The organism is Ruegeria sp. BHSB058, from assembly GCF_059613285.1.
This window is the reverse complement of sequence record NZ_JBXWSF010000049.1, coordinates 1-16465: the sequence shown is the minus strand read 5'-3', so window position 1 is coordinate 16465 and position 16465 is coordinate 1. Positions and strand designations below refer to the sequence as shown.

The 16465-nt window shown below is 55.2% G+C and carries 14 protein-coding genes; 1 reads left to right on the top strand and 13 read right to left on the bottom strand.

The genetic code is table 11. The features are described from left to right. Positions 1 to 110 precede the first annotated feature (110 nt). The 7 genes from gcvP to lpdA form a co-directional block, all read right to left on the bottom strand. On the bottom strand, positions 111 to 2969 hold the full coding sequence (gene gcvP / locus AC2FNB_RS13155) for an aminomethyl-transferring glycine dehydrogenase (RefSeq protein WP_496747006.1): 2859 nt from the start codon (positions 2967 to 2969) through the stop codon (positions 111 to 113). Between the two features lie 72 nt (positions 2970 to 3041). After that, the gene (gcvH, locus tag AC2FNB_RS13150; RefSeq protein WP_480751638.1) at positions 3042 to 3407 is read right to left on the bottom strand and encodes a glycine cleavage system protein GcvH; all 366 of its coding nucleotides are present in this window, start codon (positions 3405 to 3407) and stop codon (positions 3042 to 3044) included. Between the two features lie 16 nt (positions 3408 to 3423). Continuing rightward, positions 3424 to 4521, bottom strand: coding sequence for a glycine cleavage system aminomethyltransferase GcvT (gene gcvT / locus AC2FNB_RS13145; protein ID WP_480751637.1), 1098 nt, complete (start codon positions 4519 to 4521; stop codon positions 3424 to 3426). A gap of 29 nt (positions 4522 to 4550) precedes the next feature. After that, the gene (locus tag AC2FNB_RS13140; protein ID WP_480751636.1) at positions 4551 to 4964 is read right to left on the bottom strand and encodes a universal stress protein; all 414 of its coding nucleotides are present in this window, start codon (positions 4962 to 4964) and stop codon (positions 4551 to 4553) included. A 69-nt stretch (positions 4965 to 5033) separates the two neighbouring features. Next, positions 5034 to 6407: an alanine/glycine:cation symporter family protein gene (locus AC2FNB_RS13135; RefSeq protein WP_480751634.1), complete on the bottom strand. Its 1374-nt coding sequence runs from the start codon at positions 6405 to 6407 to the stop codon at positions 5034 to 5036. 25 nt (positions 6408 to 6432) lie between these two features. Continuing rightward, positions 6433 to 7374, bottom strand: coding sequence for a lipoyl synthase (lipA, locus tag AC2FNB_RS13130; RefSeq protein ID WP_480751632.1), 942 nt, complete (start codon positions 7372 to 7374; stop codon positions 6433 to 6435). 11 nt (positions 7375 to 7385) lie between these two features. Continuing rightward, complete coding sequence (gene lpdA, locus AC2FNB_RS13125; RefSeq protein WP_496746996.1) at positions 7386 to 8768, bottom strand: dihydrolipoyl dehydrogenase; 1383 nt, start codon at positions 8766 to 8768, stop codon at positions 7386 to 7388. 169 nt (positions 8769 to 8937) lie between these two features. On the opposite strand from lpdA, the gene AC2FNB_RS13120 reads away from it, so the two are divergent. Beyond that, the gene (locus AC2FNB_RS13120; protein WP_480751629.1) at positions 8938 to 9552 is read left to right on the top strand and encodes a helix-turn-helix domain-containing protein; all 615 of its coding nucleotides are present in this window, start codon (positions 8938 to 8940) and stop codon (positions 9550 to 9552) included. 90 nt (positions 9553 to 9642) lie between these two features. Here the strand turns inward: AC2FNB_RS13120 and AC2FNB_RS13115 are convergent, their stop codons facing one another. From AC2FNB_RS13115 to fliI, 6 genes are all read right to left on the bottom strand, one after another. Then, positions 9643 to 10740, bottom strand: coding sequence for a flagellar basal body P-ring protein FlgI (locus tag AC2FNB_RS13115; protein WP_496746989.1), 1098 nt, complete (start codon positions 10738 to 10740; stop codon positions 9643 to 9645). After that, on the bottom strand, positions 10737 to 11744 hold the full coding sequence (locus tag AC2FNB_RS13110; protein WP_496746987.1) for a flagellin: 1008 nt from the start codon (positions 11742 to 11744) through the stop codon (positions 10737 to 10739). The genes AC2FNB_RS13115 and AC2FNB_RS13110 overlap by 4 nt, the downstream gene beginning before the upstream one ends. 3 nt (positions 11745 to 11747) lie before the next feature. Beyond that, complete coding sequence (flgK, locus tag AC2FNB_RS13105) at positions 11748 to 13199, bottom strand: flagellar hook-associated protein FlgK (RefSeq protein WP_496746985.1); 1452 nt, start codon at positions 13197 to 13199, stop codon at positions 11748 to 11750. A 27-nt stretch (positions 13200 to 13226) separates the two neighbouring features. Continuing rightward, positions 13227 to 14522: a flagellar hook protein FlgE gene (locus AC2FNB_RS13100; protein ID WP_480751623.1), complete on the bottom strand. Its 1296-nt coding sequence runs from the start codon at positions 14520 to 14522 to the stop codon at positions 13227 to 13229. Between the two features lie 102 nt (positions 14523 to 14624). Next, a complete protein-coding gene (locus AC2FNB_RS13095) occupies positions 14625 to 15461 on the bottom strand; it encodes a flagellar motor protein MotB (protein WP_496746979.1) in 837 nt (278 codons plus the stop codon). Positions 15462 to 15556: 95 nt separating this feature from the next. Next, a partial coding sequence (fliI, locus tag AC2FNB_RS13090) for a flagellum-specific ATP synthase FliI (protein ID WP_496746977.1) occupies positions 15557 to 16465 on the bottom strand: 909 nt, incomplete at its 5' end.

The window sequence follows — 16465 nt, the reverse complement described above, 5'->3', positions numbered from 1 at the left end:
AGAACACATTGCCCTCCATTTAGCGGAAGTTGCGCGGCGGGTTTGCCGGTTCATTGCAGGTTATTGATGCGTCCCGCCTAGCAACTTAGACGGGACGCCTGCGCAGCAGATTAAGCTGCGTCTTCTTCATAATCCGACATCGGCGGGCAGGTGCACACCAGATGGCGGTCACCAAAGACATTGTCGACCCTGTTCACCGGCGACCAGTACTTGTCGACGACAAAACTGCCGGCTGGGAAGCATGCCTGTTCCCGCGTGTACGGACGATCCCATTCGCCTACCAGATCTCGCACCGTATGCGGCGCGTTTTTTAGTGGGTTGTTTTCGGGATCTATTTTTCCGTCAATAATGTCCTGCGCTTCTTGTCGAATTGACAGCATTGCATCACAGAAACGATCCAGTTCTGCCATTGGCTCGGATTCGGTCGGCTCCACCATCAGAGTTCCGGCAACCGGCCAGGACATTGTCGGCGCGTGGAAACCGCTGTCGATAAGTCTCTTGGCGATGTCGTCCACAGTCACGTTTCCATCTTCTGCAAGCGGTCGTGTGTCGAGGATGCATTCATGCGCCACACGCCCCGATTCTGAAGTGTAGAGAACCTTGTATGCGTCCTTGAGCCTGGCAGCGATGTAGTTAGCGTTCAGGATTGCCACCTTGGTCGCTTGCGTTAGACCCTCGCCGCCCATCAGCAACAGGTACGCCCAGCTGACCGGCAGGATCGACGGTGACCCGAACGGCGCGGCCGAGACAGGACCAATGGCCTGGTTCAACTCAGGATGTCCCGGCAGATAGGGTTCCAGATGCGACCGAACGCCAATCGGTCCCATGCCGGGGCCTCCTCCGCCGTGCGGGATGCAAAAAGTTTTGTGTAAGTTCAAGTGGCTTACATCCCCGCCGATCTTACCCGGCTGGGCCAGACCGACCATCGCGTTCATGTTCGCGCCGTCGATATAGACCTGACCCCCATGATCGTGAACGATCTGGCAAACCGCCTGCACTGTCTCTTCAAACACACCGTGCGTCGAAGGATAGGTGATCATGCAAGCAGCCAAATGATCGGAGTGTTTCTCGGCTTTTGCCTTGAAATCGGCAATGTCGATGTTGCCGTGGTCATCTGACTTCACCGGTACCACTTGATAGCCGACCATATTGGCGGTCGCCGGGTTAGTGCCATGCGCCGAGGTAGGGATCAGGCAGATGTTGCGATGCCCTTGTCCCTTGGCCGCGTGGTAGTTCCGGATGGTCAGCAAACCGGCATACTCCCCCTGCGCGCCCGAGTTGGGCTGCATGGAGATGGCGTCGTAGCCGGTGATCTGACACAGTTTGTCGTTCAGATCCGCTATCATCTCGTGATAGCCCTGTGCCTGATCCTCTGGGCAGAACGGGTGCAGGTTTCCAAATTCCGGCCAGGTCACCGGGATCATCTCGATGGTCGCGTTCAGCTTCATCGTGCACGATCCAAGCGGGATCATTGCACGGTCCAATGCCAAGTCGCGGTCAGCGAGACGGCGCATATAACGCGTGATCTCCGCTTCGGCACGGTTTAGGTGGAAGATCGGGTGGGTCAGGTACTCGCTTTCCCGCAGCGCATAGTCGGGCAAGCGGTACATGCGGTTCTTTTGGCTATCGTCTTTCTTGTCGATGCCGAATGCACCCCAGACGGCTTCGATGGTTTCCGGGCGCGTTTGCTCGTCAAGCGATATGCCAACCTTGGTTTCGCCGACCTTGCGCAAGTTGATGCCACGGGCAACAGCAGCCTCCATAACAACCTTCTGCAGGTGACCAACCTCGACAGTGATGGTGTCGAAGAATACCTCCGGTTCGACTTGAAAGCCATGCTCTTCCAATCCGGCGGCCAAACGCGACGTCTTGCGGTGCACCGATTGGGCAATCGCCTTGATGCCATCCGGGCCATGATAGACCGCATACATCGAAGCGATGACGGCAAGCAGGGCTTGAGCGGTGCATACGTTGGAGTTTGCTTTTTCGCGGCGAATATGCTGCTCGCGGGCCTGAAGTGCAAGACGGTAGGCCTTGTTGCCGCGAGCATCGACCGAAACGCCAATGATACGACCTGGCATCGAACGCTTGAGAGCGTCGGACGTCGCCATGTAAGCCGCGTGCGGCCCGCCATAACCCATCGGAACGCCAAAACGCTGGGTCGATCCCACTGCAATATCCGCCCCCATTTCGCCGGGCGACTTCAGAAGGGCCAATGCCAAGATGTCTGCGGCAACAATGGCAATCGCCTTGTGCTCATGCAGGGCAGCGATTTCCTTCGTGAAATCACGCACGTGACCATAGGTACCGGGATACTGGAAGATCGCTCCAAATACGGCACCCGGATCCAGATCATCGGGATCAGCCACCTGGACGTCGATGCCCAACGGTTGCGCGCGAGTCTTGATTACCGCGATGGTCTGCGGGTGGCAATTCTTGTCAACAAAGAACGCCGCATTGTTGGCCTTGGATCGCCCACCTCGCTTGGCCATCGTCATAGCCTCGGCTGCGGCGGTCGCCTCGTCCAGCAGGGATGCATTCGCGATATCCAACCCAGTCAAGTCGCTGACCATGGTTTGGTAGTTCAGCAACGCCTCAAGACGACCTTGCGAGATTTCTGCCTGATAGGGCGAGTAGGACGTATACCACGCCGGGTTTTCCAGAATATTTCGCAGGATCGGCGCCGGTGTCGTGGTGCCATAGTAGCCTTGCCCGATCAAAGACGTCAGAACCTTATTCTTGGACGCTACTTCGCGCATGTGAAACAGTGCATCGCGCTCGGTCATTGCCGGACCCCAATCCAGCGGCTCTTTCATGCGAATTGCCGGGGGCACCGTGGCGTCGATCAGTTGATCCAGCGTCTTGAAGCCAATCACCTTGAGCATGTCGGCCATCTCACGTGGGGATGGTCCGATATGACGGCGATTGGCAAAGTCATATGCTTCGTAATCGGTCAGTTTGAAGGCCATTTCAGCACTCCTGTTGCGAAATTTGAACCCGGCAGATCCAGCCGCCGGGAAATCTTGGAAATGTCGCGGCGATCAACCGATCAACGCTTTATATGCGTCAATATCCATCAGGTCTTCGAGCTGTGAAGCATCTGTTACCTTGATCTTGTAGATCCACGCGTCGGCTTCGGGGCTTTCGTTGAGCGCGCCGGGATTGTCGGCAAATACTTCATTTACCTCTACGATTTCACCATCTACCGGAGCGTAGAGCTCCGATGCGGCTTTGACGGACTCGATTACGCCGATTTCGCCGCCCTTCTCGAACTCTTCTCCAACGTCACGCTGTTCAACGAAAACTACTTCTCCCAATTGATCCGCGGCGTGTTGTGTAATGCCCAGAGTGGCGACGTCGCCCTCGACCGTGATCCATTCATGCTCTTCCGAGTAATAGGTTGCCATTGCTTTCTCTCCTGGCTTAACGCTTGTAGTTCTGTGTGACGAAAGGCAATGCCACGATTTCCGCAGTTTGCGCTTTGCCACGAATGATGAGGTTCACTTTCTCACCTGGTTCACCATGACCCGCCGAGACATAACCCATTGCGACCGGGCCGCCCACAGTTGGGCCAAATCCGCCCGAGGTGATCTGTCCGATGGGGTTGCCCTCGGCACATTGGATTTCCACGCCCTGGCGTGCTGGCGCTCGCCCTTCCGGTTTGATCCCGACCAGCTTGCGCGTGGCGCCTTCGGCCAGTTCCTTTTGAATGCGCGCAGCTCCCGGAAAGCCACCCTCTTCCTTGCGACGTTTCTGGATTGCCCAGCTCAGCGACGCTTCAATCGGCGAGGTCGATTGGTCGATATCGTTGCCGTAAAGACAAAGCCCGGCTTCTAGTCGAAGGCTATCTCGTGCTCCAAGGCCAGCCGGTTCGCAATCTTCATGTGCAAGAAAAGCTTTGGTGATTTCGATGGCCTTGTCTTCGGGGATCGAGATTTCATAGCCATCTTCACCGGTGTACCCCAAACGAGAAATGCGGCATTCGACGCCGTTGATCTCTCCGAGCGTTGTCTCCATGAACTTCAGGTCACGGGCAGCGGAGCAGAGTGCACCCACCACATCTTCGGCCTTCGGACCTTGCACTGCGACTAGCGCACGGTCGAATAGTTCGGTTACTTCTACACCTTCCAGATTTGCCGCCATATGCGGGATATCTTGGTGGCGCAACGCGGCGTTCACAACGACAAAGTAGTGATCACCTGCGTTCGACACGATCAAGTCGTCCATGATGCCGCCATCCTGGGTGGTAAAAAAACCGTAACGTGCCTTGCCTTCTTTCAGTGTCGCAAAAGCCTGAGGGCACAATGTTTCGAGCTTTTCGCCCACATTTTCGCCCCTAAGGATCACTTGACCCATGTGAGAAACGTCAAAAACTGCTGCCTTTTCTCGGCATTGCTTGTGCTCACCCATAATTCCCATGGGATATTGGACCGGCATTTCCCAGCCGGCAAAGTCGACCATCTTGCCGCCTAGTTCCACGTGCAGATCGTAAAGCGGGGTGCGTTTGGGCGCGTCGGTCATAACAAAAGCCTTTCAATATCTGATCCGGTTCAGCCGCGAACGACCATGACCGAACAATGAGCGTTTCGAACAACGCGGGCAAGGTTTGGCCCGATCTCGAAGTTTGGAAAATCACCCTCTGCCGAAGCCATCACGATAAGATCAAACGCACCCTTGTGGGCAAGCTTGAGGATTTCACGATACACGCTGCCTTCCTCAATATGAACTGTCACGTCGACAGCGCTACCACTAGCCAGTACGGCCTGCACAGCTTTTCTCACGTGCTCTTTAGCGCCGTGACCATAATTTTCCGGAAGGTTAGGCAACTTGATAATCTCGGGAACGACCGAAACAGCATGCAGTTCGGCACCATAAAATTTCGCCTGTTCCAGGGCTAGCGGCAGTGCCTTTTTCCACGACCGTTCATCGGTGTGATCAATCGGCAGCAGTATCTTTGTGGCCATCGGTCATCTCCTCGATAGTAGGAATTCGCTTTAAGGAGGCAGGGGGCCACCACGGCCCCCTGCCGACAGTTATTCGGCAGGTGTTCCGCCGGGTTCTTCCGATTTGCCGCCGCTGGCAAAGAACTCTTTCGTCAACTTGAAGACGATCGGGCTCAGCAGGGCCAGGGCGATCAGGTTCGGAATGGCCATCATGGCGTTCAGCGTATCGGCCAGCAGCCAGATGAAGCCCAGATCCGCAGTTGCGCCGAAGTAGATCGCAATGATCCAAAGGATGCGGTAGGGAAGCAGGGATTTCACGCCCAGCAGGAACTCAACGCATTTCTCGCCGTAGAAAGACCAGCCAAGGATGGTGGTGAAGGCAAAGATCGACAGAGCGATGGCGATGATCGAACCACCGATACCCGGCAATGTGGACTCAAACGCTAGCGAGGTCAGCGCCGCACCGGATTCACCCGATGTCCACGCACCAGACGAGATGATCGCCAGACCGGTAATCGAGCACACGATGATCGTGTCGATGAACGTACCCAGCATCGCAATCAGACCCTGATTGACCGGGCCTTTGGTCTCGGCTGCCGCGTGTGCAATCGGTGCCGAACCCAGACCGGCTTCGTTCGAGAACACACCACGTGCCACGCCAAAGCGAATTGCCATCCACACAGCCGCACCGGCAAATCCGCCTTCGGCGGCCGACGGGGTGAAGGCGTAGGTAAAGACCAGCGACAGGGCGGAACCGATGTTGCCGATGTTGATCAGCAGAACCAGCAGGCCGGCAGCGATGTAGGCAATTGCCATGAACGGAACCAGTTTACCGGCAACCGCGCCGATGCGGGTGATGCCGCCCAGGATAACAGCTGCGGTCAGAACCATCAGAACAACACCCGTGACCGAGGTGTTCAGGCCAAAGTTCGATTCCAGAACCTGAGCCACACCGTTTGCCTGCACGCCGTTGCCGATGCCGAAGGCAGCAATCGCGCCGAACAGGGCAAATGCAACGCCCAGCCAGGCCCATTTCGCGCCAAGACCGTTTTTGATGTAGTACATCGGGCCGCCAACATAGTTGCCCAGTTCGTCTTTCTCGCGGTATTTCACCGCGCAGACAGCCTCGGCATATTTGGTGGCCATGCCCACCAGGGCGGTCATCCACATCCAGAACAAGGCGCCCGGACCGCCCAGGAAGACAGCAGTGGCCACACCGGCGATGTTACCGGTACCGATGGTTGCCGACAGCGACGTCATCAGCGCGTTGAAGGGGCTGATCTGGCCTTCGCCCTGCCCTTCACGGCCTTTGAACAGCAGGCTGAAGCCCGTGCCAATGCGCAGGATCGGCATGAACTTCAGACCGACCTGCAAGAAGAAGCCGACGCCAAGGATGAGAACCAGCATCAGCGGCCCCCACACGACGCCATTGATGGCCCCTACGATTGAATTTAACGCTTCCATGGTTTCCCTCCCATTTGCGTTTGGTTTATGCCCCTTTGGCGATGGCCCGCTGACGGGCCTGCCGGAGAGCAGCGAAATCTTCGTCCGCGTGGAACGACGACCGGGTCAGTGGAGTTGCTGACACGTGCAAAAAGCCCTTGGACCGGGCAATCTGTTCCAGTTGGGCGAACTCGTCCGGTGTCCAGAACCGGTCAATTGGATGGTGTTTCGGAGTTGGTTGCAGATATTGACCAATGGTCAGGAAATCGACCTGCGCAACCCGCAGGTCATCCATGACCTGACGCACATCCGCGAGCGTTTCTCCCAAGCCCACCATCAGGCCGGATTTAGTGAATATTTCGGGTTTGGCACGCTTGGCGTCATCCAGCAACCGCAGCGACGTGTAATACCGCGCGCCGGGACGGACGGTCGGATATAGGTGCGGCACGGTTTCCAGATTATGGTTGAACACGTCCGGCGCGGCGTCAAAAACTGCCTTGGCGGCGTCGCCCTTGCCCAGAAAATCGGGGGTCAGAACTTCGACTGTGGTGCCCGGGTTCTGGTGGCGTACCGCCCGAATGGTCTGGGCAATATGCTCGGCCCCACCATCGGCCAGATCGTCGCGATCGACCGAAGTGATGACGACGTGGCGCAGGCCCAGCTTCTTGACCGCCGCCGCAACACGACCGGGTTCAAAGGCGTCCAGCGCGTCGGGACGGCCAGTAGATACGTTGCAGAACGAACATCCGCGTGTGCAGACCTCGCCCATAATCATCATAGTTGCGTGCCGTTTGGACCAGCATTCGCCGATATTGGGGCAAGCAGCCTCTTCGCAAACTGTTGCCAGTTCATGATCCCGCATCAGGCGGCGGGTTTTATAGTACTCGCTGCCTTCGATCTTTTTCTTGCGAATCCACTCCGGTTTGCGCGGAATCGCGCTGTCAACCTTTCTGGCTTTCTCGGGATGGCGCAAACGGGGAACATTCATCGATCAGGTCCTCACGCGTGGATGGCGCGGCCCATGGCGTCAAGGCATGCTTCCTTAACTGCCTCACCCATCGCCGGATGAGCGTGGCAGGTTGCCGCCACTTCGGCCACCGTCACGCCCTTAGTCATCGCTAGAACGAGCTCGGCAATCAGGTCGCCTCCGTGCGCACCACAGATATGGGCACCCAGAATTCTGCCATCCGGTCCGGCCAAGATCTTGACTGCTCCGTCCGTTTCACCCGTTGAACGCGCGCGAGAATTGGCCATGAATACGAATTTGCCAACACTGTATTCTGTACCAGCTTCTTTCAGTGCTTCTTCGGTCTGGCCAACGGATGCGACTTCGGGATCGGTATAAACCACTCCGGGAACCTTATTGTAGTCCACATGCGCTTCCTGCCGCGCCATCATTTCAACGCAAGCAACGCCGTCTTCTTCCGCCTTATGGGCCAGCATCGGTCCAGGCACACAATCGCCAATGGCATAAAGTCCAGGAACCGAGGCTTCAAACGCATTGTTGACCTCAATGTAGCCACGCGCGTTTGTTACAACGCCTAGCTCCTCCAGCCCCAATCCGCGCGTTACGGGACGGCGGCCAACCGCGATCAGAACCTTGTCTGCTACCAGCTCTTCCTGCTTGTCCTTACCAACCCTCTCTAGGGTCAAAGTCAAACAATCGCCAGTCTTCTTAACCGACTTCAAAGCACGACCCAGTTGAAACTTAAGGCCGCGCTTGCTTAACGCTCTTTGTGCCAACTTTGCAATTTCACTATCGACACCTGGCAAAACCCGATCCAGGTATTCGACAACAGTGACTTTGGCACCCAGACGCGCCCAGACCTGCCCCAACTCCAACCCAATGACACCCGCCCCGACAACGACTAGGTGATCTGGAATTTCTTCGAGCGCTAACGCCCCGGTCGAACTGAGAATATCCTGCTCGTCGATTTCGATTCCCGGCAACGGCGTCGGCTCTGATCCGGTTGCTATTAGAATTCTATCTGCGTGGAAGATGTTTCCTCCGACGGATACCTGTCCCGGCGCCGGAATCGAGGCCCACCCCTCAATCAGGTCGACTCCGTTCTTCTTGAAAAGAAAAGCGATCCCCTTGGTTAGATCGTCAACAATCTTATCTTTGCGCCCCATAAGCACCCGCAAATCAATACTGACCTCCTCGACCGCAATACCGTGGGAGGAGATATGCGAGAGTTCGGCATATTTGGCCGAAGAGGTCAGCAACGCTTTGGAGGGAATACATCCAACGTTAAGGCAAGTGCCGCCCAATGCGCCCCGACCTTCAACGCAGGCGACCTTCATTCCCAACTGTGCGGCACGAATTGCCGCCACATACCCGCCGGGTCCGCCGCCGATGACCACTAGATCGTAAGTGCTCATTGTTTTCCCTCCGAAAACAAGGTCTGAATTAGGGATTTCATCACTGTATGCGATGGCATGTCTCCTATAGGAAACTTTTTTCTTGAAATCAACATTTGATTTCATCAGGAAATTTTGACTGGCGCATACATCAAAGCTAAAGTGATGGTGAGAAAAGGGGATTTTGACAATGGAACCCGTTCAAACCGAAGAAACCGGCATCGTAACCGAAGCAATTGAAGCGCCAGATGGCGAAACACTTGGGAAAATGATTCGCGATGCCCGAAAAGAAAAAGGGCTGACTCTGGAAGAGGCGGCTAAGGCGGCTGCGATCGGGCGATCTACTCTGTCGAAGATCGAAAACAACCAAACACGCCCGAGTTTTGAAATCATCCGACGGCTGATGCAGACACTGGAGTTAGAAACACCTCAGCTCTTTGTTCAATCCGCCCAAAGCGATATCTCGGGCCGGCGCGATTTCACTCGCTCTAGAGGCGGGGAGCATCAGGAAACCCGAACCTACGACCACGAGTTGCTGTGCACGGAGCTGACCAGCAAACGAATGCTGCCCTATATCAGTACGATCAAAGCCCGAGACGTGACGGAATTCGACAACTGGGTGCGCCATCGCGGTGAGGAGTTTATGTTCGTTCTCAGCGGCGAGGTGACGCTCTACACTGAACACTATCGCCCTCTTCAAATGAAAGCCGGGGATTCCGTTTACTATGACAGCGGCATGGGACACGGCTGCGTGTCGACCAGCAAAGAGGATGCCCGTGTTTTATGGGTTTCGCTGGCAGATTGACCGCAAGATGTCACTTTTGGGTCATTGGGGCCACAGCAGGAGACGACGGTCGCCGTTTTCGCCTATTGAGCCACGCGAATGTCGGCAACTTCAGCGAACCACGAATTCCGCATGCAACGCGCCCGCTGCCTTAATGGTTTTCAAGATATCAATCATGTCCCGCGGCGAGACACCCAATGCATTTAATCCTGTAATCACATCCGTTAGCGAAGTAGTGTCAGGAACTTCAGCTAGCCGCGTACCTTCATCCTCTTCGATGTCGGCCGTCGTACGCGGCACGATTACGGTTTGGCCGTCCGCAAAAGGGTTTGGTTGCACGACAATCGGCGATTCCTCGACGCGAAGTGTCAGATTTCCCTGAGACACCGCGACACGCGAAATCCGAACGTCATCACCCAAGACGATTGTTCCGGACCTCTGATCGACCACGACACGTGCCTTACGCTCCGGTTCCACAAGGATGTTTTCTATCCGACCTATGGCATGGGCTGTGGATAAAGTCCGCGTTGCGGAAATATCAAGTTGCACTGTGCCGGAATCGCGCATGATCGCAACTCTGTTGTTGAATTCGCGGTTGATAGCTACCTCAATCCGTCCCGCGGTGGTAAAATCAGGTTCGCGTAACGCCAATCGAAGCTGCGTCAGAGTGTTCAGATCAAACTCAATCTCTCGCTCGACCCGCGCGCCAGCGGGAATAACACCAGAAGTGGGCACACCCTGAACAATGGAGGCCGCCTCTCCTTCTACAGCCGCCCCACCAGCTAGAACAGTACCCTGGGCGACTGCATATATCTGACCATCTGCGGCATTCAGCGGCGTCATGATTAATGTGCCACCCAACAGACTTTTGGAATCTCCAATAGCTGAAACTGTCACGTCGATCTGGCTGCCGACCCGCGAAAATGGGGGCAGGCTTGCTGTTACCAAAACTGCCGCCACGTTTTTCGGGCGAAATTGCTCACCGGTTACATTGACACCCAGACGCTCGAGAATGTTCGACATGATTTCTTCGGTAAAGGGCGAGTTCCGCAACCCGTCACCTGTGCCATTCAGTCCAACCACCAGTCCGTATCCGATCAAATCGTTTCCTCGAACTCCATCGAAATCAACCAGATCCTTGAGCCGGATCGAATTCGCCCCAGAAAGATCTGGCATCAGCAAAACTATAAGAAATAGAAGAAGCCTCATCTCAGAAAATTCACCAGTGAAAGATTGGAATTTCGAACCGTGACCGAATACAAAGCCTCAAGCTGAAACTGTGCTTCTCGAAGTCGTGTTGCAGTTTCATATGGATCCGCACCAATCAAATTGCCCTTCGTGTATTCTAAGCTGGCTTGAGTAACGGAGTTTCTGATCACAGCTTGTTCCACGCGTGCCTCGGCTGTTCCGATCTCTGCTCGCGTGTTCAGGACGGCATCATTCGTGTTGGTCAAGTCTTCTCCCATGGACTTGAGAAGCTCGGCTTGCTGACCCTTCGGCAACCCCAAAGCTGAGTCGGACGCCAATGCGGCTAAAGCCATCGCGCGCAATACACCCCGAAACACCTTGTCATCCGCCGTTGAGGAAAGACTTATCTGATCGGTTTCCGATACGCGCATCGGTGCCAAGCTGTTTTCAGATCCACGATACATAACGGCCCGAAAACCGGCAGGGTCATCAAACCAATCGCTCGCGGCCTGCTGGACTTCATGAGCAGTCGCCGATCCGGAGACTTCGGCGCGCAGCGCTGACAGAAGTGTTTCGGTCGCTTCAAGCGGTACCGTGTCCGTCGCCATTCCCGAAAAAAGAGAACGCCCACCGGCCTGCGTATTAAGTGTCGATATCACAGTTTCCAGATCATTCCGCGCCTGAACACTTGCCTGTTCGTAAGTGACAGCTTGATTGGAAGAACCAAAAGAAAGGAGTGACGCAGATAACCTAGATACACTATCATTGATGACCGTCAGGCTTCCCTGCATTCCGGCGGCAAGCAGTCCAGCTTCAGATGTGACAACTCGAAAGCCATCAAGTCGCTCCAGCATGCGGTCGAGGTCCACGATCTGCGAATAGTCACCCCTTAGCTTTGCGGACAGATCCGATACCCGGCCCGATGACAACTCGTAGGAGAGCGTTTCAATCTGCTGCTTTATCACGGTGCTGCGGGATTGCAGCGACAACCCTCGGGCAAGATCACCAATCGTGTTCATAACCATGCCTTACAACCTCAAAAGAGTTTCCATTAATTCATCCAAAACCTGGATCATCCTCGCATTGGCCGAATAGGATTGCTCGATCCTCATCAGATTCTGCAGTTCCGCATCGGTGTCCACGCCTTGCTCACTCTCAATGCGTTGCATCTCGAGTTTCGAGGCCGCAAAATATGCAGCTCGAGCGCCAGTTGTATGGACGCTTTGTCCGGTTTTTGACAACAAGGCTGCGCTGATCTCGGCGGCGGACATTTCGCCAGTGCCGAACCGGGAAGATGGAAGGACCCGAGTGCTGCTCAGTGCATCCGAAAATCTGTGCAAAAGCCTGGCATCGCCTTGCTCCCCTGGTACTGCGGCATAGAGGCCATCTCGCAGCTTCCAGCTGTGGCCGCCAATGACGGGGTCAACGACGGGGTTCAATTGAATTCGACCGGCCAAACCGGTTTCAATTGCGGCGTCGAACCTGCTGCCATTGTCGGTGAACAGCCCCGGATCGGTTACGCCAAGTGTCGAATCCAGCCCTGGTGCCTCGAACCGCTCAATCAGGTCGCGAGCCAAAATATCCAGATCCGCCTGCGCCTCGATGGCGATATCGTCACGAATTTCGAACAATGCCGCAAGGCTGCCGCCGGGAATCGAGGAGTTCTCCCCCGATATCCGAGCCTGAGTGCCATTGATCTCTAATCCCGACAGCAAATCATTCTCGATTGTCATATGTGAAAGAGTCGCCCCTGTAACTGAAAAGGAAAACTCAGCTGCATGACCTTCCAAAAGAATTGCCCCCCCATTCGAATAGAGAGAAACCTGCTCGTTTTCCCTATTGATGACCCTGACAGGAATTATTTCGTTGACCGTGTCAACTAATGTCTGCCGCTGATCGAGAAGACCCGAAATGCGTCCTCCGGAGTTCAGTATTGCGGGGATTCGCGCGTTGAGCGCTTCGATCCCCTTGAGCGCCGAATTTAATCTGTCAACCTGTTGCCCTATACGCCGGTCTGCATCCGATCGAAGAGCCTGTATTCCGGCAGCAGCGCGATTTATGCCATCGCTCAGATTACGAGCGTTTATCACAACCTGATCAAGACGGGTCGCGGAACCGGGATCACTGGCCGCCGCGATAAGGCTGCTTTCCAGATTCGCTAGCCGGTTCGCAATAGAGTAAGAATCATCCCCCGTTCCAACAAGTTTCTCGAAGGAGCTGAAGAATCCACCAAGAATGGATGAACTGGCATGGCTGGCGTCAGCCATTCTTCGATTTGCCGTCAAGACTGGATCGCTGTGCCGCGTAATGCCAACAATCTTAACCCCATTACCAGATATTGAACTGCTCTCCAGCTCTACTGATTGTCGAGAGTACCCAGGAGTCAGGGCGTTCGAAATATTGTCCGAGACAACTGCAGCCCCGCGACTGGCGGCGGTTAGGCCACTAAGCGCGCTCTGAAATGCCGTGGAAAGATTCATTTCTAAGTTCCTTCATGCTCACGGGCTTCAACGCTTGATATTCGTCGTCTCCTGCAACATTTCGTCGACCGTTTGAATGACTTTGGCGCTGGATGAATAGGCTCGTTGCGTCTGGATCATGGCGGTCAGCTCAGTCGCCACATCGGTGGTCGATTCTTCACGCGCAAAGGAAATGAGGTCTCCAGTGGGGCCTTCACCTGCATTCCAAAGAAAGTACGTGCCGCTCTCGCGAGACGGAGAATAGGTCTGACTGTCTAATGCGTTCAACCCGTTTGGATTTGGTACGTCAACGAGCGGGATCTGAAAGACGCGGCGGCTGACGCCAGTGTCATAGAAGGCATAGACAAATCCGTTTTCATCTACCTCCACGCTGGTCATCGTGCCTACGGCGGATCCGTCACGAGTAATCGAAACAGGTGCGAACGTATCGGACAGTTGGGTGATCCCATTCGAATCTCCCAACTGTCCGATGTTGATCTCCATCGGCCCGCCGGCAACATTTACCAAAACACTGCCTGTCGACGGGTCGTACGCACCGCCCGACACTGTGGTAACACTGGCAAGCGTCCCACCAGTCGTGCGACTATCATCGAACGTCAGCGTGTATTCTCCGATCAACGCCCCACCCGACCCAGAATCGCGCAGGAACATAGTCCACTCGTTGCTGACACCCGATGCGGGAATGGTTGGAATCAGCTCGATGTTGACGTTTTCCGATTTACCAAGGTTATCGTAATACTCCACTGACAGCGGCTGCGTGTCGCCTGAAGAGCCCGCCTCGGTTCCAGTTGCGGGCAAATTCATTCTAAGTGTCATCTGCGTCGTCGGAGAGCCTGAAAGCTGGTTTACACTCAATTGCACGGGTCGCAAGCCAGCAGGGGTGTCCCGTGGAAGGTTCGGAATCGACCCATCTGGGGCAGCGGGCCAGCCCAACAATACAAGCCCCGATTCCGTGACCAGATACCCTTCCTCATTAGTTCGGAACGAACCCGTTGTTGCCAGCAACATTTCAGTCGCGTCCGACGAAATCTGCGAACTTGGTGCGACGGGCAACATACCGCGCCCACGCACTGCCAAGTCCGTGGAATTGTTGGTTGTGACCAGTGAACCTCGCTGATCGATCAACCGTTGGCTCGTCGTGCGAACACCACCAGCAGAATAAGCGCCACCGGAACTCGAAGTAACCATGGAGTGGAAATCTGTTTCGACCCTTTTGTATCCAAAGGTCGAAGAATTCGCAATGTTGTCGGAAATGGTGGCCAGCTTATTGGCGTTGGCTTTCAGCGCCGCGACACCAGCATTCAGTGAAGAGGAAATGGTCATCAGGGCGCCTTTCTGCTTCCGTTTGTTGGACTGTGATGCAACGTTTAGCGCACGGGAACTTAACAACGCGCTAATAGGAAAAATGCGTGCTATCCCGAGCTATCAGTGTCGTAGGAATATGATTTCGATCCTATTGTTGCGTGCAGCCATCGGGTTTTCTTCCACCGGTTTTCTGTCAGCATGCCCGATGACTCTCTGAATGCGCTCAGGTTTAACGCCGAACCGTCCCAGAATTAGTCGTGTCTGACTGGCGCGCGTCGAGGACAAATCCCAAGTCGGATTGTTAGCGAGGGTCACAGGATAGGCCCGAACGTGGCTGCCAACGGCAATCTCATTGGTTACTACGTCAGACGATCTTGCCACCGCTCGGATCAGATCTCGCATCAACTGGGTCGGCTCATCCGTATCTCCATCAAACAACGGAGCGCTTTCCGTGGCGAACAACTCGACGACCAGCCCCTCGTCAGTGACTTTCGTCACGATATGTTCCAACTGTTTCTTGGATAAAAGGCTTTCACCGCTTCTTCCCATCAACCTGGCTTGAAGCGTGGCGAAATCTTCGGTGTTCTTCGGGTCGGCGCCCATCCGGTTCACGCCGCTCGAACCGCGCGCGCGCATTGCGTCCGCCGGATTGCGGCGTGTTGCGCCCGACCCATCCATGACAAGGGTCTTCTCTGAAAACATGCTTTCGCCACCAAAAGCGCCATCACCTCCGCCCGATATGGGGTTTACCTGGATGGTTGGCGAAAAATAGTCCGCCAGACCTTTTCGTTGTTTTTCAGTTGTTGCATTCAACAGCCACATCAACATGAAGAAGGCCATCATAGCCGTCACGAAATCCGCGTATGCGACTTTCCACGCGCCTCCGTGGTGACCTTCGCCACCTACGCTGCGCTTCTTCTTGATGATGATTGGCGCCGTATTTGATCGCGCACCCATCTCCACCACCTTGTATCACCCAACGGAAGGGATAGCAGCGCGAACATTAATGCCATCATAATATTTAAAAATGTCAGTAAACTGTTTGGACGGATCTACCTTGCCTGGCCGGATCTGGAGCGCCTCAAAATCAGCGAAAGCCGCTCGAAGCTATCATTGGGATCGTTGGCGTCGGCCTTGGCAAAAAAAGCATCAAGCTCGCCATGAACTCGAATGGCTTGATCCAGTTGAAGGTCGGAACCTTCGTTATAAAGGCCCGCCTTGACCAAGACTTCGGATTGCTCGTAACGACCAAGCAGTTTGCGTACTTCGGCAATGATTTCGTTCTCTTCAGGGCTGGCTGCCTCGGGCAGGCTGCGGGAGATTGAACGAGAGACGTCAATGGCTGGGAAGCGTCCGCGTTCCGCGATATCGCGACTGAGCACAACATGGCCATCTAGAGTGCCCCGTAGGATATCAGCAATGGGTTCATCCATATCCGATCCCGCAACAAGCACGCTGAAAACGGCGGTGATATCCCCTTGCTCAGATGTCCCCGGCCCTGCACGTTCGCATAACCCCGCAATTAATGAAGTTACCGATGGGGGATAACCCCTCAGCGCGGGAACTTCTCCGCTTGCTGTTGCGACCTCACGGTGTGCTTCGGCGAACCGGGTCACCGAATCGGCAAGGAACAGAACACTCAGCCCCTGATCTCTGAAAAATTCGGCAACCGACATAGCCGCCCAAGCACAACGCCTGCGCGCCAAAGCCGGTTGATCTGACGTAGCCGCAACGACAACGGTGCGAGCCATACCTTGAACCCCGAGCGCCTTTTCTACGAATTCATTGACTTCGCGGCCGCGTTCTCCAATCAGCGCGACTACCACTACATCGACCTGCATGAATTTGGCCAGAGTGGCCAGCAACGTGGATTTTCCAACACCAGACCCCGCGAACAAACCGATCCGTTGGCCACGCACTATCGGCAAAATCGTATTCAGAACCGCCAAGCCGGTCGCCAT